The following is a 20,283-nucleotide window of genomic DNA, read 5'->3' as shown; positions in this document are numbered from 1 at the left end:
CCTAGAGCTCTTGAACGGTCGGATGGGAGTTGGTCCGGCAGTCGGGGCACTCTCCTGGCTCCGCCGCGCGGAATGCCCGGTCGCAGCCCTCGCAGTTCTGCAGCGGGAGCGGCCGGGACGAGGAAGCGGCCGGGGCCCGGAACGGCGGCGGTGGCGGAAGCCGGGCGGTGAGCCGATGAGCGAGGAGACCGGCAGGGCGGCGCATCCCTTCGGGCGGGAGGTCACTGGTCAGGGCGTGCTGTACGGCGGTGGGGCCGACCTCGCGCTCCAGCCATGCGGCGACCCCCGGGGCCAGGACATCCACGTCCTGTGCGGAGAGCAGCAGGCGCGGGTCCTGGTGGTGCAGCCCGGCGAGCAGGTCGGTGGCGGTCCGCAGGAGGGACGGGACGGGGAAGGCCGGCTTCGGTACGAGCAGAGGCGCGGGCTCACTGCGGGGCGCGGGCTTGGCATGGGTCCGGGGCCTGGGCCTGGCCGGATGCGCGTTGTCGGCCTCGGGCTCGCTACAGGGCCGGGCGGGCGCGGGCGGACGGACCGTACGCTGCGGGCAGTCGCGGCCCGGCAGGGCGTCCGTGCGCCGCTGGTCCGAAGGCTGGTTGCAGGAGACCGTACGGGTGACGATCCGGCCGTTGGCCAGACGCGTCCGGGTGCGTCGCAGATAGCCATGGGCTTCGAGTTCGCGTAACGCTGCGGCGATCCGGGCCTCGCCCTCCGGGAAGCGGTCGGCGAGGTCCTTGATGCCGATCTTCGCCCCGGCGGGCAGCGACTGGATGTGCGCCGCGAGCCCGATCGCGGTGAGGGAGAGATCGCGGTGCTGGGTGAGGTGATTGCCCACGACCGTGAAACGGGTGGAGTGCCGGGAGTTGTCGTGCACGACACCGGACGAGGCGCGCGCGGGCGCGCTAATCTGCTGGGTATCCATCGGGAAGGTCACTCTTCCTCGTTGGTCAGGCCCTCGATCGGGATGCCAGTCCCGGCCGGGGGCCGTCGCATGCCTGGGGGATGTTCGTCGCGGCGAGCATATGCCAGCCAATCAGCCCGATATCCAGCTAAGTTGGCCATTTTCACCCATGTGGGTGACGGGCGGCAGGGTGGGGTTGGGAAGGTTCATTTCCCGAGTTCTTCAAGGCTTTTGATGTCGCGCGGAGCCGCGTCGCGGACCACCGGATCGCGGAAATTCGCGACCCGGTGGCGGCGGTCACGGTACGAGATCGAGTTCGGCCTAGACGGCCTTATGGGAGAGGGTCCGGGGCTGGCGCCCCGACGGTCCGCGAGCGCCTCGACGATCAGCAGACCGCGCCGGATTCGGAGACGCCGTCCGGGACCGCCGCGCCCGCCGAATCGGGCGGAAGGCACTCACCACGGGCATCGCTCACCTAGATCCGCAGGAGCGCGCCTCCGTCGTGGACCGTGAGGTCCCCACTGCTGTTCCACCAGGGCGTTCGGACGCTTTCGGGCTGCTCGGCGGGTGAGCGGGCACGAATCGGCGGCCCGGCGGGGCGTAGCGAGCGCGATGCGATACGCCGGGACACCGCGGACTGCGTTTGGTCGAGGCGGTGTTCGCCCGGCCGATTCAGTGCTCCTGGAACAGCGCCTGTGCGTGGTTCAGGCCGTACTTGGCGACATCGGTGCCCAGTGTGACCCCGGCCTCGTCCGCGAGTCGGGTGTGGATGCCCAGCCAGACCCGCGCGTCCATGTTCTCCAGCGTGAGCTGGTGCCATGCGGTGTAGGTACGGACGACGCCTGGTGCGGTGCCGCTGGTCAGGGTGAACGGGGCCGTGCACGGTCCTGCGAGGGCGGTGAGAACGGTTTCCGCCGCGCCTGCGTAGGTGTTGTGGCCGCTGGGGTAGTCCGGGTGCGCCGGGGTGGTGTGCAGCGGGTTCCATGACGGGTCGGCAGGGACCTCGCCGACGCCTGTTCGGATCGCGGTGACGGGGCGCCACAGCGGGTAGGTGTACTTGCTGTCGGAGGTGGCGATCTGGGTGTCCACCAGCGTGGCGTTGGCCAGGGCGACGAGTTCGGCCTGCTTGCGCAGCGGCTGGTGGGAGGTGGCGGCGAGCGCGACGCGAATCGGCTTGGTCCACAGGGTCAGCGAGGAGTCGAACCAGAAGTTGGCCGTGTCGGTCTGCCGCGCGGTGCGCACGGTGCTGTTCAGCTCGCCGAAGTCTCGAACCTCCTTCAGGTCGGTCCGGTACCGCTTGGACGTCGGAGCGGGAGGCGCGGGCAGCCGGAACTGGCCGGCGCTCTTCAGCAGGAAGGGCCGGGCGAACCGGGTGCCGTTCTGAATGGCGGGGGCGAACGCGGGCGGGGTGGGTTGCCAGACGCCGGGCGCGGCCGGCGGCACGTTGAACGGGGCGTTCACCGAGGCCGCGTCGAGGCCGTCTCCCTCACGGTCGTGCAGGACCTCCAGCGCCTGGCGTTCGCCGGCTGCGGCGCCCAAGGTCTCGGCTGGGCCGTCGGGGGTCAGATCCAGGGTCTGCTGCAGGGCGGCATCCAGCTCCGGGGCACGGGCGGGCACCAGCTCGACCAGGGCGCGGTGCACCGCGGCAGCCAGGGCCACGTCCTGGTAGTCCCTGCGGTCGACCCCGGACGGCACATGGCGCAAGGCCCGTGCCGCCGCGATCCAACTGACTGCCCAGGTGCGGCTGTTGGTAACCGGAGGGAGAGACGATCCGGCCGCCGCGACCGTGTCGGCCGTGGTGTCGTACCAGGCGAGCGCCACGGAGGTGCGACCGTGCCCAGGCGCAGGCGCAGGGGCGGCGGCGACGCTCGGCGCCGCGCCGGAGGCGACCAGCAGTGCCGTGGAGGCCGCCAGGGCCGCACGGGTCTTCGGGGAGTTCATGGAGGTAGCTCCTCATGGTGGGGTGGGGGGCCGGGTGTCGGCCCGTCCGTCTGGCAGTCATGTGCGACGGGACGCAGAGAATCGAGGACCTTGCACGGGCCGCAGCAGGTTCCCGGACGAAGCCGTGGGGCCTTGGCCCGGGAACCTGCGGAGCACGGTGCCGTGCGGGGACGCCGCTGCGGGCAGGGGCGGCCTTCGGCGTGGCCGGACGGGCGCCGGCAATGATGTGTCCCGGGAGCCGGCGAGCCCGGGAAGTGCCCGGACATGTCCGCAGCCGGACAACGGGTGTCCGCAGGGGACCGCGTACGGAGCAGCGGACGAAGACGGGCGAGACGACATCGTCGCCGCTGCGTCTCATCAGCGCCGGCGCGCACTGCGGCACACGTGCAGGTGTTCACAGGCCCGGCAGCGGCGCCCTCCTGACCCGGCGGGGTTCAGAGCCTGTCGGGTGACCTCTGATCGGGCGGCCGCGCCCTGGCATGCACTCCCCCAAGGCCTTGAGGGCCAGGGGCACCCTCCGGCATTGCCGAAATGCCCCAGTAGCTCCTTCCCCGAGCTCTCCACTTCGTTCGAGCTGGGGAGCCCCCGTCCGAGGCCCGCCCGGCGCCTTGGAATCACACGCACCATGCCGCGTCCGCTCTCCGGACGAAGGTCACCCGACGGACTCTCAGGCGGGGTCGGCGTTGATGTGGAAGGGAACGGTGACGACGTTGGAGGCGACGCCCATCAGATCCAGGTCCTTGGCGCCGATCTTCCCATCGCCGTTGAGGTCCTTCACGACGCCGGGTGCGTCGTTGTAGACGCCGTCGTGGTTGAGGTCGTCGACGACGGCCACGGTCAGGGTGGTGTCGACGTTCTGCCCCACGATGGGGGCGCCGACGATCCAGGTGTCCCACAGTTCGGTCTTGTGCGGGGTGCGGTCGGTGACGCCGGAGAGGTTGAACAGGTTGGCCAGGTTGGTGCCGGGCCCGGAGAAGCCGGGGAGGGTGCTGTTGGTGGTGGAGTCCAGCACGACCAGTCCAGGGATCTTGTCGTCCTGGCCGGTGGAGAACGTGCCGGGGAAGGGGGCGATGTTGTTGTGCGCGGCCGGGCCGGTGAGCTGGAGCCCGTTGTAGCCGGTCCCAGCCAGGCTCTTGCCCCGGAAGGAGAGCTTCAGGTCCACGATCCAGCCCTTGCCCTCCACACCCGCGTTGTCCCCGCGCCCGGGTGAGAGGACCTCCACCTTGACCGGGTGCCTTGCGGTGGAGGCGGACTTGTCCAGGCTCGAGGCGTTCGCGCTGGACAGCCCGGAGGCCGCGACGCCCAGGCCGAGGATCACGGCCGTACCCGCGCCGAGGGTCCAGCCGAGCTTCTTCTTCCTCATGACTTGTCTCCTGAGTGTTGGGAGGCTTGCGGTCATGTGTACGACCACCTGCGGCACTCGGTTCAGCCCGCAGGTCGGCCAAGTCGCACGAGGTCGGATCGTCCGGCGTCCGTCAAGGCTGCGGGGACGAGGATGCCGTCCGGCGTGCCCGTGGTCCCGACTCCCGACCCGTGTCCGCGCTCCCGTGCACACCCCTGCTACAAAGAGCGTCGGCAGGCCTTCGTTCCGACGGACGGCGAGAACCCGAGTTCGTCCGCTGCCTGTGGGTGAACTCGAACCCCCGGCTCGTCGTATACGCAGCGGCAAGGGCACACGATCAGTGCCTCAGGACACAAGAAGCCGCATGTCGCAGCCGTCCTCGAAGACGGCGCAGCCGATGCGGTCATGTCTGGAAGTGAGTCGGATGGATCGGATCTGGTTCCGCGCCTCCCCAGGGCGCGGACTGTCCGCCGCCTGCAGTTCGGGCCCGGCGATGCTCCGAGCGACCCCAGCCTGCGAGACGAGGACATCGAGCGTGACGCCGGACGAACAGCTGATGACTGCGTTGTACACCGAGCACCACGATGTGCTTCTCTCCTTCGTGCGCAGGTACGTGCGCAGTCCTGAGCAGGCGGAGGACGTCGTGCAGGAGACGCTGCTGCGGGCGTGGCGCAGCATCACCAGGATCGAGCCTCGCCACGCCACCATCCGCTCCTATCTCTTCACGATCGCCCGCAACGTGCTCACCGACAGCTGGCGCGCTGAGCAGCGGCGTCCGGAACCGCTCTACGACGACGAGGCACTCGCGGCTGTACCTTCTGCCGATGATGTGGAGGCGGCGCTGGAGGGGCACGTGATCGCCGCAGCGCTGGAACGCTTGTCCAGCGAGCACCGTGACGTGATCCAGGCGCTGTACTTCGAGGGGCTGACCACCGCCGAGTCCGCGTCACGGCTCACGATCCCGGAGGGAACGGTCAAGTCCCGCGCCTACTACGCCGTACGCAACCTGCGCGCAGCCTTTGAAGAAATGGGAGTTCTACGGTGAGCACCGACCACGATGACGTGCGCATGCTGATCGGCGCGTATGTGCTGGGCGGTCTCAGCGAGACCGACCGCCGCGTCCTGGAGTCCCACCTGCCCACGTGCCAGGAATGCCGTGACGAGCTCGCGCGCTCGGCCCCGCTGGCTGGACTGCTCCGCCGCGCCCCGGGCATGTCCGCGCCCCGCCCCCAGGCCACGCGCGAGACCGACACCGATGCGGCGCCCCCGGCTTCGCCGACCGGGCTCGAACGCCTGCTGGAGCAGGTCCGCGCCGCCGATGTCGCACGCAGGCGCCGGGCTCGTCGGCAGTGGCTGGCATTGGCTGCGGCCCTGATCGTGGTTGCCGGGCTCGGACTGGGGTTGATGCTGCCGTTCCGGCAGTCGACCGGCCCGTCCACGGCCTTCACCTCGGCCGCCGGGTACTCCGTGTCCGGCCGTGCCACGCTCACGGCCAAGCCCTGGGGCACTGCGGTGAGCGTCACCCTGGCCGACCTGCCCGCAGGAGGACCAGGACCCTTCATCCTCCAGGTCTCCTCGGTGGACGGCCGCAAGGAGCAGGCGGCCACCTGGGCGATCACTCCCAACGGCAGCGCCGCCGTGACGGGGGCGAGTGCCCTGCACCTTCCCGACATCCGGTCCATCTCCGTGATGGACCAGGCGGGACGCATGGTCGCCACGACCCGACCACTCTGACCTGCCTCGACCACCATCCCGCGGTCCGCTCCACTGCCGAGCCCGCGGGATGGTCCCGCCTGCCCTGACGCGGCGCGAAACACCACTGACCAGACACCGTTGCCCCTGCAGAGCAGTTGCCCCGGCACGTGCGGCCCGGGGCAACCGGGCGCGGCGCCGCACTCAAGCCACCTCACCGGAATTTCTCCTTCCTGTTCAACCGGCCTGCCGACGCAGCCCTTCGGGTGGAAGTTCGCTGGTCAGGGCGTGTCGTACGACGGCCGGGGCGGCCTCGCGCTCCGGCCGAGCGGCGCCCCCGGAGCCCACCGGATCGTGAACATCCGCGACCCGGTGGCGGCGGTCACGGTACGAGGTCGAGCTCGGCCCAGACGGTCTTGCGGGGGACGGGACCGGGGCTGACGCCCCAACGGTCGGCGAGCGCCTCGACGATCAACAGGCCGCGCCCGGACTCGCAGTCGTCATCCGGGACGACCGTGCCGCCCGGACCGGCGGAAGGCGCTCGCCACGGGCGTCGCTCACCTCGATCCGCAGCAGCGCGCCGCCGTTGTGGATCGTGAGGTCGAGCCGGAAGTCCCTGCCCGGTACGCGGCCGTGCACCATGGCATTGGCGGCCAGTTCGGCGACGATCTGCACGGCCGATTCAGACGGGATCCCCCACTCGCCCAGATGCGCGGCGGTGAGCAGCCGGGCCAGCCTGGCTCCCCGTCGGGTGGGCGAGAGCAACACGGTGAACGTGCTGCTGGGGGCGGGGGGTTGGGGGAGGGTGATTTCTTGTTTCACGTCACTCAGAGTGGCCGAGCACGCCTACGCTGACCAGTGATCAGTCGGCTGCGTACGGTGACTGTCCGGTGGTTGTCCGGAGCTGTCCGGGCCGTCCGGAGGGGGCGTGCGGGTAGAGGGTGTGCCGAGATGTGACGGCACGTCGGAGGTGGCGCGGATGCAGGTGGACCCGGACGGCGCGGAGCGGTCGGGCGGCGAAACGGACGAGCCCGGTTGGGAGGTCGACCCCGATGACGAGTCGGGTGCGGCGGTCGTCGCCACGGTGGGGCGGCAGTTGAGGCTGCGTCGGGAGACGGCCGGGATGCGGGCCGCCGAGTTCGGTGTGGCGATCGGGTACGGGGAGGACCAGGTCTACAAGGTCGAGGCCGGGAAACGGATTCCGCGTCCGGAGTATCTGGACAGAGCGGACGAGGTGCTGGGGGCGGGTGGGCTGATCGCCGCGATGAAGAAGGACGTGGCGGAGGTCCGGTACCCGAAGAAGATTCGGGATCTGGCGCGGATGGAGGCGAAGGCGGTCGAGCTGCTGGCGTACGGCGACCACAACCTGCATGGACTGTTGCAGACAGAGGAGTACGCGCGGGCACTCTTCGAGATGCGGCAACCCGCGTATGCACGGGATGAGATCGAACGGGCCGTGGCTGCTCGCGTAGCCAGGCGGTCCATTTTCGAACGGTCGCCCGCTCCCGCGCTCAGCTTTGTGCAGGAAGAAGTGACGCTGCGCCGCCCGCTCGGAGGCAGAATGGCGCTACGTCGACAACTCGAATGCCTGCTGGAGGTAGGGCAGTTGAGGAACGTCGCAATCCAGGTTATGCCGACCTCCCTCGAAGACCACGCCGGAATGCAGGGGGAGACTCAGGTGCTGAAGTTCGGGGACGGAACGGCAGTGGGACGCTCTGAAGGGGCGTTCGCAGGCCGCGCAGTCTCCGATCCCAAACAGCTTCGAATCCTTGAGCTGCGATATGGCATGATCCGGGCCCAGGCTCTCACGCCACGGGAGTCGATGGCCTTCATCGAGCAAGTGCTGGGAGAAACATGATCCGCAAGGCCTCTGCCGGGGAAGCCTCCACTCTGGAGTGGTTCAAGAGCAGCTACAGCGACAGCAGCAACAGCAGCGAATGCGTCGAGGTAGCGGCCACTTCCAAAACAGTCCACGTCCGCGACTCCAAGGCTCCCCAGGGCCCCCGGCTCACCGTCACCCCCGACACCTGGACCGACTTCGTGACGTACGCCGCCGCAAGCTGACCGTCGAGCACCCTCCGCCCCCCGGGCAGTTCGGGCCCTCACCGGCTGAGTGTGTACCAGTCCGGTGAGTCGGGATCGCCGTACTCCCGGTTGAGTTCGGGCCGGTCCTGCGTGCCGCTGATCAGCCAGCCGTCCAAGTCGCCGCCGAAGGAGCAGCCCTCGATGTCGAGCCGCACGCTCTGCTCCCACGTGGTGGAATCACCGGGCTCGTAGGACCACGTCCCCCGCCCTGTGCAGCGCGCCCCTGGTCGTCGTCCCCTCGTCTCCCGCAGCTGATACAGGCATGTGGCGCCCCCCTTCCTCGTGCGTATCCTCGCGCACCGGGAAGGCCCGCCCCGGCCCGGGGGCGGGCCCCCTTCGCACGCGGAACCCTTGCCCCACCCTTCCAATCTGACGTTTCGTCAGTTTCAATGGAAGGCGTGATGGGACACGCAGGCATGGCCGCCACCGCCGTCCGGTACCTCAGGTCCGTCGGCGCCGCCACCACCGCAGGGCCGGCGCCGGTCGACCCACTGCCGCGCCCGGATCTTCGGGCCGTCGCCGACGACGAGCGGCTGCCGGTCGACCCGGCCGAATTCCGCCGCGTACTGGGGCACTTCGCGAGCGGCGTCACCATCGTCACCGCACACGGCCCGGACGACGCCGAGGGTCCGGCGGGCTTCGCCTGCCAGTCGTTCGCATCGCTCTCGCTCGACCCGCCGCTGGTCACCTTCATGGTCGCCCGTACGTCGACGACCTGGCCGCGCATCGCCCGCGCCGGGGCATTCTGCGTCAACATCCTGGGCGCGGACCAGGGCGCACTGTGCCGGAGCTTCGCGGTGAGCGGGGCCGACAAGTTCGCGGGGGTGGCGTACGAGGCGGCTCCCGCGACCGGGTCGCCACTGCTGGACTCCGTACCGGCCTGGATCGACTGCCGCATCCAGGCCGTCCACACCGGGGGCGACCATCTGATCGTGGTGGGCAGGGTGGAGGCGCTGGGGGCGGCGGACGGGGACGGTCCGCTGCTGTTCCACCGGGGGGTGTTCGGGCGGTTCGGTCCGCTCGGTGGGTGATCGTTGACCGTGGCCCCGGCCCGGACCGGCGGGTGAACGCGCACCACGGCCCCGATCGTGCCCGGCGGATGGCGGTTCAGCCGACAGCGTCGCGCAGCAGATCCCGCAGCCTCAGTGCCGCCGGAAGCGGGGCGGCGGGCAGCGCGACATGTATGGTCCGGCGCGGGGCCAGGTCGCCGAGGCGGCAGAGGGAGAGTTCGGAGGGAACCGCCCAGGCGGCCAGCGAGGGGACGAGTGCGACCCCCAGCCCAGCGGCCACATAGCCGAACTTCCCGGTCCACTCCGCGATTCGGACGGTCTTCCTGGGCCTGAATCCGGCCCGTGCGCAGATCTCGGCGAGCAGCATGGGCCGGTCCGCGGGCGCGTCCTGGAGCCAGGCCTCGTCGCGCAGTTCACGCAGATCGATCGTCCCGGATCCGGCCAGACGATGGCTGCGGGGGAGAACGACGAGCAGCTCGTCCGCCAGCAGAGCCTCCGTGGTGACGCCGTCGGCCGACGGCAGTCCGGACGGGTAGTCGCTGACCACGGCGAGGTCGAGCGCTCCCTGCGCGAGACGCTGCATCAACGTACCGCTCCGGCCCTCGGCCGCGATGACCTCCACATCCGGTCTGGACTGCGCAAACGCCCGCAGAGCGGCGGGCACCAACGAGATGTTGGCGGTGGCGAACGCCCCTACGCGCAGGGTCCCGCCGTGCCCCGCATGGATCACGGTCAGCTCGTGCTCCGCCCTCGACAGACGGTCCAGCACCTCCACGGCGTGACGGTGCAGCGCATGCCCGGCGGGGTTCAGTCGTACGCCCCGGGCGAGCCGTTCGAACAACGGCCCGCCCGCCTGTTTCTCCAGCGAGGCGATGCGCCGGGACACCGCGGACTGCGTGTAGTCGAGCCGGACCGCGGCCTTCGTGAACGATCCCGTCTCGGCCACCGTCACCAGCAGACGCAGTGCGTCGATCTCGAACACATTCCCCCCAAGCATGGCTCGCATGCAATCTAGTCGCTGGTGGAATGCCTTGTCCCGCCCTAGCGTCGATCACGTGGTCGCGCTTTCGGGACAGGGCCGGACGGCACCGCCGCCCCGCGACTTCTCCGGCATCAACTCCGTGGGGGAAACGTGTCTTTACCGACGAGGGGTCGATCCACGGCGGCGCCGGTGACCGCGCACCTCGCGGTCGGACGACCGATCCCCCACACCCGCCTGCTCGCCCAACTGATCGAGAGGACCCGGCGATGACCAGACCGGCGCCGCCCCATGTGTCACCCGAGGCCGCCGAACTGGCCGCCCGTCATCAACTCGGCGCGCTGGAAGGCACGTTCACTCCCAAGCGCCTGAGCAAACCGATGTTCGCCCTCTACATCTTCACGATCGTCCACCTCCTGGCGATCTTCGTGATACCCGGCCTGCTGTTCTTCTGGTGGCTGCGCCGGTATCCGAACTTCAGCAGAAAGCAGGCCGCCAAGCGCCTCCACCTGTTCGAGAACGGAATGATCGTGCACCCGCAGTCCGGCGATGGCGTGATCGCCATCCGCTGGGACTCCGTGCGGCTCTACCAGAACATCAGCCAGAAGATCATCAACGGTGTCCCCGGCCCCGTCGAATACGTCTACTCCGCGGTCGCCCCGGGCCGCGTCAACGCGACGATCACGGATTTCTACGAAGGCCCCGGAACCTGGGGTCCTCATATGCAGGGGGCCATCCTCCGTGCCCAGGGACCGACGGTCCTGGAATCGATCCTGGCAGGCCAGACGGTCAACTTCGGCGACTTCTCGCTCTCCCGCACCGGCATGGCCACCACCAGGAACGGCCGCCTTCCCTGGTCCGACGTCCAGGAGATCCAGGTCGGGGCAGGCAGGGTGCACATCATGAGGACCGGTGGATCCGGCCGCTGGTGCAGCGTCGCGGTCAGCGACATCGCGAACTTCTCCGTCTTCCTGACGGTCGCCGAGAACCTCTCCGCCTGACCGGCCGGAACCGTCAGCCGAGCCCGGCGGCGACGCCCGACGGCTCCCGGACCCGCCGGATCGCCAGCGCCATCAGGGCCGCCATCGCGCACAGCGCCCCCGCCGCGTACCAGACCATGTCGTACGAGCCGAACGCATCGCGCGCCACACCGCCCAGGAACGCCACCAGCGCCGCACCCACCTGGTGGGAGGCGAGGACCCAGCCGAAGACGATGGCACTGTCCTCGCCGTACTGCTCGCGGCACAGGGCCAGCGTCGGCGGGACGGTGGCGACCCAGTCCAGACCGTAGAAGACGATGAAGAACACCATCGGCGGATGCACCGTCGGCGCCATCAGTATCGGCAGGAAGAGCAGCGAGACGCCGCGCAACGCGTAGTAGACGGCGAGGAGCCGGCGGGCGTCGAAGCGGTCGGTGAGCCAGCCGGAGAAGACCGTGCCGATGATGTCGAAGACCCCGATGACGGCGAGCAGCGAGGCCGCGGCGGTGATGGGCATGTGGTGGTCGTGGGCCGACGGCACGAAGTGCGTACGGATCAGGCCGTTGGTCGAGGCCCCGCAGATCGCGAACGTGCCCGCGAGCAGCCAGAACGGCCCGGTGCGGGCGGCATCGAACAGGACGCGTACGGTGCGCCTCGCCGCCCCGTGTGCGGGTGCGGGCTTCTCCACGTAGGTGCCGCCGTACGGGGCGAGGCCCACATCCGCCGGGTGGTCGCGCATCAGGAGCCAGACGAACGGGACGACGACCAGGGCGGCGAGGGCCACGGTCACCGAGGCCGGGCGCCAGCCGTGTTCCTCGACGATCCAGGCGCACAGCGGCAGAAAGACCAACTGGCCGGAGGCGCCCGCCGCGGTGAGGATGCCGGTGACCAGGCCGCGCCTGGCGACGAACCAGCGGTTGGTGACCGTCGCCGAGAAGGCCAACGCCATCGAGCCGGTGCCGAGACCGACGAGCAGCCCCCAATAGATCATCAGCTGCCAGGAGGCCGTCATCCAGACACTGGCCAGGGCGCCCGCCGCGACCGTGGAAAGGGCCACGACGACGACCCGGCGGATGCCGAATCGGTCCATCAGCGCGGCGGCGAACGGTGCGGTGAGCCCGTACAGCGCCATGTCGATGGAGACGGCGAGTCCGATCTCGCCGCGCGACCAGCCGAACTCCGTGTGGAGCGGGTCGATGAGGAGGCCGGGCAGGGAGTTGAAGGCGGCGCCGCCGATGATCGTCACGAAGGTGACGACGGCGACGATCCAGGCGCGGTGAATGCGCCGGCGGGCGCGCCCGTCGGGAGCTGCGGAGGTGGCCTGCCGGTCGTCGTCCCGGGCGGCGCTTTCGGTTGTCTGGGTCACGTCACTCAGCATCGGGTCCTGGCGTGCACCCTCACGAGTGGCCGGAGGGACACGCTTCGCAGGAATCGGGCCACGGCGACCGACGCCTTCCGGCCCGGACGAGTTCGTATGCGCGTACGATCACCTGTCGGTCGGCGGGCGGTGCGTCCGCCCCTTCGACTTCGTCGCGTGCCGAACCGGGGGATCTCATGCAGTGGGCAACACGCCAGCAGTTCCACCACCGTTCCGTGCTGATGCAGACCTGGGGCGCCGTGCTGCTGCTCGTCGCCTGCGCCCTGTGGATCCGGCTGGGCTTCCTGCTGGTGGACCAGCAGGACGCGTACTGCTACCGCGTCACCATGGAGTGCGAGGTGGTCACCGAGTGGCCGAAGCAGCTGGCCATGCTGGGGATCTCCGCCCCCTTGTCCGTCCTCGGTGCGGCGCTGCTCGTCGGCGGCAGTGTGCGCAGGCAGACCAGCGCCCATGTCTTGCAGGTCATCGAGATGCAGAAGTCCGAGGAGCGCGACCGGGCGAAGCGGGAAAAGTAGCCGGGACCACCGCCACCCGGTCCGCTCTCACCCGATCCGCTCCAGCCGCCGGATCGGCCGGGCCGCCAGCAGTGCCGCCACCACCATCAGGTTGATCACCGCTCCGGCCAGCAGCACCTCCGATGCGCCCAGCCGGTCCGCGACCGGGCCCGCCAGTGCCCGGCCCGCCGCCAGCATCAGCAGCGAGCCCGCCACGTCGTACGCGTGCAGGCGGTTCAGCGCCTGAGGCGGGACATGCGTCTGGACCGTCGTCGACCACATCACCAGCCAGAACGCGAACGCCGCACCCGCCACGAACTGCCCCGCCCCGAGCGCGGCCACCGGCAGCCCGAGGCCCAGAACCACCAGGTTCACGCAGACCGCGGTCAGCGCGACGGCCCCCGCCGCGAGCGGGCGGCGCGGTCTCAGGCGCAGGGCGAGCAGCCCGCCGACGACGCTGCCCGCGCCGTTCACCGCCATCATCACGCCGTACGTCCCCGAGCCGTGCGCCTCGGTGACCTCGACCGCGGTGAGCGGCAGCATCGGGCCCAGCACCGTGAAGCCGTACACCGTCCAGATCGCGATCACCCCCCACAGCCAGCTGCGGGCCCGGAACTCCCGCCATCCGTCGACCAGTTCGGCGACGAAGGTGCCGCGCTGCACGGCGTCCGACGGGGCCGGGGCGAGCCGCAGCAGAAAGAGACAGAGGCCGGAGACCAGGAACGTCGACGCGTTCGCCGCGTAGACCGCCCCGGCGCTGGCCAGTCCGACGAGCATGCCCGCGAAGGCCGGGCCCGCCATGGTCATCAGCGCCTCGGAGACCCGGAGCACCGCATTGGCGCGCTGCACGTCCGAGGACACCCGGGGCACGGTCGACGCGACGCCCGGCTGGAAGAGCGCGGCGCCCACACCGGCCACCGAGCTGAGCGCGTACACCGCCCACAGCGGCGGGTTCCCCATGGCGAAGGAGACCGCCAGCACCGAGGCCCCGACCAGCCGCAGCGCATCCGCGATGATCATCATCCGGCGCGGGGTGAACCGGTCCGCCAGCACGCCGCCGAAGAGCACGAAGAGCGCCAGCGGGCCCATCCAGGCCGCCAGCGCGAACCCCACCGACGAGTGCGGCCGGCCCGCCCCCAGCAGGCCCGCGGTGAGCGCCACCGGGATCATTCCGTCGCCGAAGAGCGCGGCGGTACGGGCGACGAAGAAGAGCCGGAAGTTACGGTTCCAGAGCTCGGCCGACCGGCCGCCGCCCAGGCCGTCACCCATCGGCCCCATACTCGACGAACGAGGCAAAAGGGGCGGTGCACCCTCGCGGTCCGCGGCGGGAATGCGCACGTGCTCTGCTGACTTTTCCTTCACAGCAGTGACATGTATCAGCTTAAGGTCTATACCAGCTAGGGGTGAAGGGAGTCCGCCAATGCCGCACCGAATCGCCGTCCTGGCCCTCGACGGGCTGCTCCCCTTCGAACTGGGCATCCCCCAAAGGATCTTCGGCCTTTCACTGGGTTCCGAGCCGCGCAACAAGGGCCGCAAACTCTATGAAGTCGTGACCTGCTCCGTACGGCCGCCGGGCCCGGTCCGCACCGACGCGGACTTCACGATCACCGTCGAACGCGGCCCGGAGACCCTGGCCACCGCCGACACCGTCGTGATCCCCGCCAGTTACGAACTCGGCCCCGTCTACACGGAGGGCAGGCTCACCGACGAGCTCGCCGCCGCGTTCGCGCACATCAGGCCCGGCACCCGGATGGTCTCCATCTGCACGGGCAGTTATGTGCTGGCCGCCGCCGGATATCTCGACGGGCGCCCCGCCACCACCCACTGGTCGTCCGCCGACCACTTCCAGCAGCTCTTCCCCAAGGTCCAGGTCGACCCGGACGTCCTGTTCATCGACGACGGGGACGTCCTGACCTCCGCCGGGGTCGCCGCCGGAATCGACCTCTGCCTGCACATCGTGCGCCGCGACCACGGCACCGCCGTCGCCAATGACGTCGCCCGCCGCACGGTGGTGCCCCCGCACCGGGACGGCGGGCAGGCGCAGTACATCCAGCGCCCCGTGCCCGAGACCCAGTTCGCGACCACCACCTCCGCGCGCACCTGGGCGCTCGGCCGGCTGGAGCGCCCGATCCTGCTGCGCGACATGGCGCAGCAGGAGTCGATGAGCGTACGGACGTTCACCCGTCGGTTCCGGGAGGAGGTCGGGGTCAGCCCCGTGCAGTGGCTGACCCGGCAGCGGGTCGAACGGGCCCGGCAACTGCTCGAGTCGACGGACCTGTCGATCGACCAGGTGGCGAGGGACGCGGGCTTCGGGACGCCCACATCACTGCGGCAGCATCTGCAGGCGGCGCTGGGGGTGTCCCCCACGGTGTACCGGCGCACATTCCGCGCCGGGAGGGCCTGACCGGGCGCTCCGGCCGCTCCCCCTCCGCATCACCCGGCTCACCCCGCCCGACGCCCTGGGACGACCGCATGAAGTACGTCACAGTGCCGCCCGTGGACCGCGTCCGCCGTCGGGCCCCCGCGCCGGCAACGCCCCACCCCTGCCGACCGATCCGAGGGTTCCTCCCCCGGAGGCCGGGGGCGCTTCGCCCCGGAGCGACTTAGGTCACCCTTCCCTGTCGCCGCTCCCGCCTGATAGGCATGTGGAGTTCCACCGGCACTTCGGAAGTTTCACCATGAAAAAGGAAAATCCAGACAGTCTCATGCCCTTCACGATCGATCTGACGTTCGAGGAAGCTCGGCGCCGGGCCGAGGTCGTGGCCGCACTCGGACCCGACTGGGACCCGATCGCCGCCCTCCAGGGCGAGGACGAGGCGTACGCGCTCCTCTACTCGGGCCTGGACGCCGAACAGCAGCGCACCTACGACCTGCTGGTGGCGACCGGCGTCCTGCCGGGAAGGGGGCCGGGCCGTGCGACTGCCCATTGATCCGCAGGCGGACGTGGCCCGCCGCGCCTGGATGCCCTGCCCCGTCTGCGACGACGCCCGTCACTGCGAGCACTGCGCCGACCTCCGTACCTGCCGTGAGCATTGGCGCTATCTGATATCCAACAACGGACCGGTCGTCCACCTCCAGTGTCCGCAGTGCACCCACATGTGGTCCGTGAACACGCGGCCCGGCGTCACCCGGCGCGACAGCAGCGCCTTCGGCGACTGACCGACGGCAACGCGGCCGGGCGCGATCCGGAGAAAAGGGCCAGGCAGAGGGCCAGGGATTCACCGGTCCGGGAAGACGCCGGCCCCCAAAGACCTTCGCAGGGCCTAGAACACCAGCACCCCCCGTGCCACCCGGCCGTGGTGCGCGTCGTCCGCCGCCTCGGCGAAGTCCTCCACCGCGTAGGTCTCGGTGACGAGTTCGTCCAGGAGCAGCCTGCCCTCCCGGTACAGGTCCGCGTAGAGCGCGATGTCCCGCTGCGGGCGTGAGGAGCCGTACCGGCAGCCCAGGATCGACTTGTCCAGGTACATCGACGAGACGAGGAACGACGCCTCCGCCGTCGCCGCGGGGACGCCCAGCAGGATCGCCTGGCCGTGCCGGTCCAGCAGATCGATCGCGGTACGGATCAGTTCTGTCCGACCCACGCACTCGAAGGCGTGGTCCGCGCCGCTGGGCAGGATCTCCCGTACGCCCTCTGCCGATGTCAGGAAGTGCGTCGCGCCGAACTGCCGCGCCACCGCCTCCTTCGCCGGGTTGGCGTCGACAGCGACGATCGTCAGGGCGCCCGCGATCCGGGCGCCCTGGATCACATTGAGTCCGATGCCGCCCGTGCCGATCACCACAACCGTGTCGCCCCGGTCGACCTTCGCCCGGTTGAGTACGGCTCCGACTCCCGTCAGTACCCCGCAGCCGATCAGGGCCGCCGAGGTGAGTGGCAGATCGGCGGGGATCTTCACCGCCTGCACGGCCTTGACCAGGGTCCGTTCGGCGAAGGCCGAGTTCGACGCGAACTGGTAGAGCGGTGTCCCGCGCCGCCTGAACGGCTGTCCCGGCATCCCGATCGCCTTGCGGCACATCGTCGGCCGGCCCCGGTCGCACTGGGCGCACGCCCCGCAGCTGGCCAGCGTGGACAGCGACACATGGTCGCCGGGCGCGACATGGCCGACGCCCGCACCGACGGCCTCCACCACGCCCGCACCCTCGTGCCCGAGCACCACCGGCGCCGGGAACGGAATCGTCCCGTCGATCACCGACAGATCGCTGTGGCACAGCCCGGCCGCGGCCACCGCCACCAGCACCTCACCGGGGCCCGGATCGCGTATCTCCAGATCGTCGACGACCTCGGTCCGCTTGCCGTCGAAGACGACGCCTCTCATCTCGGCTCCCTCGGTAGGCCGAGCACCCGCTCGGCGATGATGTTCCGCTGGATCTCGTCCGAGCCGCCGTAGATGGTGTCGGACCGGGTGAACAGGAACAGGCGCTGCGCCTCGTCGAGTTCGTACGGTGTCTGCGCCGACCAGTCGCCCGGACCGACGGCACCCGCCGCGCCCCTGATCTCCACGGCCAGCTCGCCGAGGCGCTTGTGCCAGCCGCCCCAGAGCAGTTTCGCCACGCTCGGTGCGCCGGGGTCGCCCGCGGTGCCCAGGGTGCGCAGGGCGTTCCAGCGCATGGTCTGCAGCTCCGCCCACTGCCTCACGAGGCGCTCGCGCAGTACCGGGTCGGTGACGGCGCCGCCGTCGACGGCGGCGCGGACCACCTGGTCGAGTTCGGCGGCGAACCCGATCTGCTGGACGAGTGTGGAGACGCCGCGTTCCAGGGCCAGCAGTCCCATGGCAACCGCCCAGCCGTTGCCCTCGCCGCCGACACATTCCTGTGCGTGCGCCCCGTCGAAGAAGACCTCGTTGAACTCGCTGGCACCCGACATCTGACGGATCGGCCGCACCTCGATCCTGCCCGGCTGGTCCATCGGCACCAGCAGGAACGACAGGCCGTGGTGGCGGCCGGAGCCGGGCTCCGTACGTGCCAGGACGAAGCACCAGTCGGCGTCCCTCGCGAGCGACGTCCAGATCTTCTGCCCGGTGACGCGGTGGCCGCCGCGGCTCCTGTCGGGTACGGCGGCCGTCCGCACCCCGGCGAGGTCCGATCCGGCGCCCGGCTCGCTGTATCCCTGGCACCACAGCTCGTCGCCGCGCGCCACGGCGGGCAGGAAGCGCTGCTTCTGCGCTTGGGAGCCGTGGGCGATCAGGGTCGGGGCGAGGAGGTTCTCGCCGATGTGGCCGACCCGGGCGGGGGCGTTGACGCGGGCGTACTCCTCGGCCCAGACGACCTGCTGGGTGAGGCTTGCGTGCCGGTTGCCGTGGCCGGCGCCGTGGTTGTCCCAGCCGAGGCCGATCCAGCCGGCACGACCCAACTCCTGCTCCCAGGCACGGCCGCCCTCGGTGGCGCAGGGCTGCGTGAGGTGGGCCTCCAGCCAGGACCGGGCCTCCTGGCGGAAGCCGTCGTCCGCCGCGTCGAATGCGAAGTCCACGTCAACTCCTTGGGATCGGGCGGAAGATCCAGCCCCTTCGGCAATTGAGGAGCGGGTTCCGGGGCGGAGCCCCGGCGGGAGGTCACGCGTTCGGCCGCGCCCTCGCCGCCGCAGCAGCCGCCATCTCCTCCAACTGCGCCAGCATCGGCATCGGGTCCGTGCCCACCGTCCCCGGCAGGAAGTCCGCGATCCGTTCCGGGGTCCAGGTCCCCTCCGCGTACCCCGCCCGCAGCTCCCTCGGCTGGGCCCAGACCGCGATCTTCGGCCCTGCGATCGTGTACACCTGGCCGGTGATCCTCTCCTTGCGGGCCCGTTCGCTGAGCAGGTAGACGACGAGCGCCGCCACATCCTCCGGCTCGCCGATCTCCTTGAGTTCCATGGGCACATTGGCGGACATCCGGGTGCGGGCGACCGGGGCGACAGCATTCGCCGTGACGCCGTACTTGTGCAGGCCGAGCGCCGCGCTCCGTACCAGCGAGATGATCCCGCCCTTGGCGGCGCTGTAGTTGGCCTGGGCGACACTGCCCTGATGGTTGCCGCTGGTGAAGCCGATCAGCGTGCCGCCGTCCTCCTGCTTCCGCATCACCGCCGACGCGGCCCGGAAGACGGTGAAGGTGCCCTTGAGGTGGGTGGCGACCACCGGGTCCCACTCCTCCTCGGACATGTTGAACAGCATCCGTTCCCGCAGGATCCCGGCCACACACACGACCCCGTCGATCCGCCCGTACTGTGCGAGCGCCGTGTCCACGATCCGCTGCCCGCCCGCCATCGTGGAGATGTCGTCGGCGACGGCCACCGCCTCGCCGCCCGCCGCCTCGATCTCCTTGACGACGGACTCCGCTATCCGGCTGCTCGGCTCGCCGCCCTCGATGGAGACGCCGTAGTCGTTGACGACGACTCTCGCCCCCTCGGCCGCCGCCGCGAGTGCGACCGCCCTCCCGATGCCGCGCCCGGCACCCGTCACGGCGACCACTTTGCCTGCCAAGAAGTTCCCCATGTCCGGCCCCTTCCCGCGGTTTCTGACGGACCGTTAGATTTTATGGGCCATCAGGTCCACGAACACAAGCCCCGGGAGGCTCCATGTCACTGCCGGCCGAGTTCCACGACATCGCCAAGCGGGTCAACAACTGGGGCCGCTGGGGCGCCGACGACGAGATCGGCACGCTCAACCTGATCACCGACGCGGTCGTACGCGAGGCGGCAGCCGCCGTCCGCACCGGGCTGCGCATCCCGCTCGCGCTCCCCCTCCAGCAGGACGGCGTCCAGAGCGGGCTGATCCCGGGGCGGATCAATCCGCTGCACACCATGGTCCAGATCAACCAGGAACTCTTCGGCCCCGGCACCGTCGCCACCAGCGACGACACAGCCGTCCTGAGCCTGCAGACGGCCACCCACTGGGACGCCCTCACCCACGCCTCGCACTCGGGAATGATCTACAACGGCCGCCCGGCTGCCACGATCACCGCGCACGGCGGCGCGCAGTTCAGCGGGATCGACAAGGCACCGCACATCGTCTCGCGCGGGGTACTGCTCGATGTGGCACGCGCACACGGCACGGACAGGCTGCCCGGCGACCATGCCGTCACCCCCGAGGACCTGGACGCGGCCGAGGAGCTGGCGGGGGTCAGGGTCGGGGCCGGTGACATCGTGCTCGTACGGACGGGGCAGATGCAGGTCCATCTGGCGGGCGACAAGCATGCGTACGCCTATCCGTCGCCCGGTCTCTCGATCAGGACGCCCGAGTGGTTCCGTGCGCGCGATGTCGCGGCGGTCGCCAATGACACCCTGACCTTCGAGATCTTCCCGCCCGAGATCGAGGATCTGTGGCTGGGAGTGCATGCGCTGGACCTGGTCGAGATGGGCATGCTGCAGGGCCAGAACTGGAATCTGGAAAAGTTGTCCACAGCCTGTGCGGAAGAGAAGCGGTACAGCTTCCTGCTCTCCGCGATGGCGGAACCGTTCGTCGGCGCGACCGGCACCCCGGTCGCCCCGGTCGCCGTCCTCTGAAGGGGCTCAGGCC

The 20,283-nt window shown here is 70.3% G+C and carries 21 protein-coding genes and 1 pseudogene; 11 read left to right on the top strand and 11 right to left on the bottom strand.

The features are described from left to right. Window position 1 precedes the first annotated feature (1 nt). From ACFVYE_RS36740 to ACFVYE_RS36730, 3 genes are all read right to left on the bottom strand, one after another. The gene (locus ACFVYE_RS36740) at window positions 2-919 is read right to left on the bottom strand and encodes a helix-turn-helix domain-containing protein (protein ID WP_383962688.1); all 918 of its coding nucleotides are present in this window, start codon (window positions 917-919) and stop codon (window positions 2-4) included. 651 nt (window positions 920-1,570) lie between these two features. Next, window positions 1,571-2,839, bottom strand: a complete 1,269-nt coding sequence (locus ACFVYE_RS36735; protein WP_389608335.1) for a vanadium-dependent haloperoxidase — start codon at window positions 2,837-2,839, stop codon at window positions 1,571-1,573. A 667-nt stretch (window positions 2,840-3,506) separates the two neighbouring features. Next, complete coding sequence (locus ACFVYE_RS36730) at window positions 3,507-4,202, bottom strand: hypothetical protein (protein WP_383962693.1); 696 nt, start codon at window positions 4,200-4,202, stop codon at window positions 3,507-3,509. 514 nt (window positions 4,203-4,716) lie between these two features. On the opposite strand from ACFVYE_RS36730, the gene ACFVYE_RS36725 reads away from it, so the two are divergent. Continuing rightward, window positions 4,717-5,226, top strand: a complete 510-nt coding sequence (locus tag ACFVYE_RS36725; RefSeq protein ID WP_218105610.1) for a sigma-70 family RNA polymerase sigma factor — start codon at window positions 4,717-4,719, stop codon at window positions 5,224-5,226. Then, entirely contained in the window at window positions 5,223-5,915 is a 693-nt protein-coding gene (locus tag ACFVYE_RS36720) for an anti-sigma factor family protein (RefSeq protein ID WP_383962696.1), read from the top strand. Before ACFVYE_RS36725 ends, ACFVYE_RS36720 begins: the two co-directional genes overlap by 4 nt. A 340-nt stretch (window positions 5,916-6,255) precedes the next feature. Here the strand turns inward: ACFVYE_RS36720 and ACFVYE_RS36715 are convergent. Further along, a pseudogene (locus ACFVYE_RS36715) lies at window positions 6,256-6,695 on the bottom strand (ATP-binding protein). Between the two features lie 157 nt (window positions 6,696-6,852). Here ACFVYE_RS36715 and ACFVYE_RS36710 point away from each other — a divergent pair. Together ACFVYE_RS36710 and ACFVYE_RS36705 are read left to right on the top strand one after the other, a co-directional pair. After that, window positions 6,853-7,731 carry a helix-turn-helix domain-containing protein gene (locus tag ACFVYE_RS36710; RefSeq protein ID WP_389608334.1) on the top strand — a complete coding sequence of 293 codons (879 nt, stop codon included), beginning with the start codon at window positions 6,853-6,855 and terminating at the stop codon, window positions 7,729-7,731. After that, on the top strand, window positions 7,728-7,937 hold the full coding sequence (locus ACFVYE_RS36705) for a DUF397 domain-containing protein (RefSeq protein ID WP_389608333.1): 210 nt from the start codon (window positions 7,728-7,730) through the stop codon (window positions 7,935-7,937). Before ACFVYE_RS36710 ends, ACFVYE_RS36705 begins: the two co-directional genes overlap by 4 nt. A 38-nt stretch (window positions 7,938-7,975) precedes the next feature. Here ACFVYE_RS36705 and ACFVYE_RS36700 read toward each other — a convergent pair whose 3' ends face one another. Continuing rightward, on the bottom strand, window positions 7,976-8,113 hold the full coding sequence (locus ACFVYE_RS36700) for a hypothetical protein (protein ID WP_389608332.1): 138 nt from the start codon (window positions 8,111-8,113) through the stop codon (window positions 7,976-7,978). A gap of 261 nt (window positions 8,114-8,374) precedes the next feature. On the opposite strand from ACFVYE_RS36700, the gene ACFVYE_RS36695 reads away from it, so the two are divergent. Further along, window positions 8,375-8,989 (top strand): flavin reductase family protein, encoded by a 615-nt coding sequence (locus ACFVYE_RS36695; RefSeq protein WP_383962792.1) that lies wholly within the window; start codon window positions 8,375-8,377, stop codon window positions 8,987-8,989. Window positions 8,990-9,065: 76 nt separating this feature from the next. Here the strand turns inward: ACFVYE_RS36695 and ACFVYE_RS36690 are convergent, their stop codons facing one another. Continuing rightward, the gene (locus ACFVYE_RS36690) at window positions 9,066-9,965 is read right to left on the bottom strand and encodes a LysR family transcriptional regulator (protein WP_389608331.1); all 900 of its coding nucleotides are present in this window, start codon (window positions 9,963-9,965) and stop codon (window positions 9,066-9,068) included. A 251-nt stretch (window positions 9,966-10,216) separates the two neighbouring features. Here ACFVYE_RS36690 and ACFVYE_RS36685 point away from each other — a divergent pair, with 251 nt between their 5' ends. After that, entirely contained in the window at window positions 10,217-10,948 is a 732-nt protein-coding gene (locus tag ACFVYE_RS36685; RefSeq protein WP_383962707.1) for a DUF6585 family protein, read from the top strand. A gap of 13 nt (window positions 10,949-10,961) precedes the next feature. Here ACFVYE_RS36685 and ACFVYE_RS36680 read toward each other — a convergent pair whose 3' ends face one another. Continuing rightward, window positions 10,962-12,293, bottom strand: coding sequence for an MFS transporter (locus tag ACFVYE_RS36680; RefSeq protein ID WP_383962710.1), 1,332 nt, complete (start codon window positions 12,291-12,293; stop codon window positions 10,962-10,964). Window positions 12,294-12,481: 188 nt separating this feature from the next. Between ACFVYE_RS36680 and ACFVYE_RS36675 the strand changes: the two genes are divergently transcribed. Further along, window positions 12,482-12,820 (top strand): hypothetical protein, encoded by a 339-nt coding sequence (locus ACFVYE_RS36675; protein ID WP_383962713.1) that lies wholly within the window; start codon window positions 12,482-12,484, stop codon window positions 12,818-12,820. Window positions 12,821-12,847: 27 nt separating this feature from the next. On the opposite strand, the gene ACFVYE_RS36670 is transcribed toward ACFVYE_RS36675, so the two are convergent. Further along, window positions 12,848-14,077, bottom strand: a complete 1,230-nt coding sequence (locus tag ACFVYE_RS36670; RefSeq protein WP_383962716.1) for an MFS transporter — start codon at window positions 14,075-14,077, stop codon at window positions 12,848-12,850. A 142-nt stretch (window positions 14,078-14,219) separates the two neighbouring features. Between ACFVYE_RS36670 and ACFVYE_RS36665 the strand changes: the two genes are divergently transcribed. The 3 genes from ACFVYE_RS36665 to ACFVYE_RS36655 all read left to right on the top strand — a co-directional run bounded on the left by ACFVYE_RS36665 (window position 14,220) and on the right by ACFVYE_RS36655 (window position 15,958). Beyond that, entirely contained in the window at window positions 14,220-15,203 is a 984-nt protein-coding gene (locus ACFVYE_RS36665) for a GlxA family transcriptional regulator (protein WP_383962719.1), read from the top strand. 274 nt (window positions 15,204-15,477) lie between these two features. After that, complete coding sequence (locus ACFVYE_RS36660) at window positions 15,478-15,729, top strand: DUF6400 family protein (protein ID WP_383962722.1); 252 nt, start codon at window positions 15,478-15,480, stop codon at window positions 15,727-15,729. Next, window positions 15,713-15,958 carry a hypothetical protein gene (locus ACFVYE_RS36655; RefSeq protein WP_383962725.1) on the top strand — a complete coding sequence of 82 codons (246 nt, stop codon included), beginning with the start codon at window positions 15,713-15,715 and terminating at the stop codon, window positions 15,956-15,958. The genes ACFVYE_RS36660 and ACFVYE_RS36655 overlap by 17 nt, the downstream gene beginning before the upstream one ends. A 104-nt stretch (window positions 15,959-16,062) precedes the next feature. Here the strand turns inward: ACFVYE_RS36655 and ACFVYE_RS36650 are convergent, their stop codons facing one another. From ACFVYE_RS36650 to ACFVYE_RS36640, 3 genes are all read right to left on the bottom strand, one after another. Beyond that, entirely contained in the window at window positions 16,063-17,112 is a 1,050-nt protein-coding gene (locus ACFVYE_RS36650; protein WP_383962728.1) for a Zn-dependent alcohol dehydrogenase, read from the bottom strand. Continuing rightward, window positions 17,109-18,263: an acyl-CoA dehydrogenase family protein gene (locus ACFVYE_RS36645; protein WP_383962731.1), complete on the bottom strand. Its 1,155-nt coding sequence runs from the start codon at window positions 18,261-18,263 to the stop codon at window positions 17,109-17,111. The genes ACFVYE_RS36650 and ACFVYE_RS36645 overlap by 4 nt, the downstream gene beginning before the upstream one ends. A gap of 82 nt (window positions 18,264-18,345) precedes the next feature. Next, complete coding sequence (locus tag ACFVYE_RS36640) at window positions 18,346-19,260, bottom strand: SDR family oxidoreductase (RefSeq protein WP_383962734.1); 915 nt, start codon at window positions 19,258-19,260, stop codon at window positions 18,346-18,348. Between the two features lie 83 nt (window positions 19,261-19,343). Here ACFVYE_RS36640 and ACFVYE_RS36635 point away from each other — a divergent pair, with 83 nt between their 5' ends. After that, window positions 19,344-20,270, top strand: a complete 927-nt coding sequence (locus ACFVYE_RS36635; RefSeq protein WP_383962737.1) for a cyclase family protein — start codon at window positions 19,344-19,346, stop codon at window positions 20,268-20,270. Window positions 20,271-20,283 lie beyond the last annotated feature (13 nt).

This window comes from Streptomyces sp. NPDC058239, assembly GCF_042882185.1.
In the GTDB taxonomy this organism is placed as follows: Bacteria; Actinomycetota; Actinomycetes; order Streptomycetales; family Streptomycetaceae; genus Streptomyces.
This window is presented reverse-complemented; position numbering and strand designations above follow the sequence as displayed.

Coding starts and splice junctions, on each gene's coding strand:
- ACFVYE_RS36740 (WP_383962688.1), bottom strand. CDS start 919: ATGGATACCCAGCAGATTAGCGCGCCCGCGCGCGCCTCGTCCGGTGTC.
- ACFVYE_RS36735 (WP_389608335.1), bottom strand. CDS start 2,839: ATGAACTCCCCGAAGACCCGTGCGGCCCTGGCGGCCTCCACGGCACTG.
- ACFVYE_RS36730 (WP_383962693.1), bottom strand. CDS start 4,202: ATGAGGAAGAAGAAGCTCGGCTGGACCCTCGGCGCGGGTACGGCCGTG.
- ACFVYE_RS36710 (WP_389608334.1), top strand. CDS start 6,853: ATGCAGGTGGACCCGGACGGCGCGGAGCGGTCGGGCGGCGAAACGGAC.
- ACFVYE_RS36705 (WP_389608333.1), top strand. CDS start 7,728: ATGATCCGCAAGGCCTCTGCCGGGGAAGCCTCCACTCTGGAGTGGTTC.
- ACFVYE_RS36695 (WP_383962792.1), top strand. CDS start 8,375: ATGGCCGCCACCGCCGTCCGGTACCTCAGGTCCGTCGGCGCCGCCACC.
- ACFVYE_RS36690 (WP_389608331.1), bottom strand. CDS start 9,965: ATGCTTGGGGGGAATGTGTTCGAGATCGACGCACTGCGTCTGCTGGTG.
- ACFVYE_RS36685 (WP_383962707.1), top strand. CDS start 10,217: ATGACCAGACCGGCGCCGCCCCATGTGTCACCCGAGGCCGCCGAACTG.
- ACFVYE_RS36675 (WP_383962713.1), top strand. CDS start 12,482: ATGCAGTGGGCAACACGCCAGCAGTTCCACCACCGTTCCGTGCTGATG.
- ACFVYE_RS36670 (WP_383962716.1), bottom strand. CDS start 14,077: ATGGGGCCGATGGGTGACGGCCTGGGCGGCGGCCGGTCGGCCGAGCTC.
- ACFVYE_RS36665 (WP_383962719.1), top strand. CDS start 14,220: ATGCCGCACCGAATCGCCGTCCTGGCCCTCGACGGGCTGCTCCCCTTC.
- ACFVYE_RS36660 (WP_383962722.1), top strand. CDS start 15,478: ATGAAAAAGGAAAATCCAGACAGTCTCATGCCCTTCACGATCGATCTG.
- ACFVYE_RS36650 (WP_383962728.1), bottom strand. CDS start 17,112: ATGAGAGGCGTCGTCTTCGACGGCAAGCGGACCGAGGTCGTCGACGAT.
- ACFVYE_RS36640 (WP_383962734.1), bottom strand. CDS start 19,260: ATGGGGAACTTCTTGGCAGGCAAAGTGGTCGCCGTGACGGGTGCCGGG.
- ACFVYE_RS36635 (WP_383962737.1), top strand. CDS start 19,344: ATGTCACTGCCGGCCGAGTTCCACGACATCGCCAAGCGGGTCAACAAC.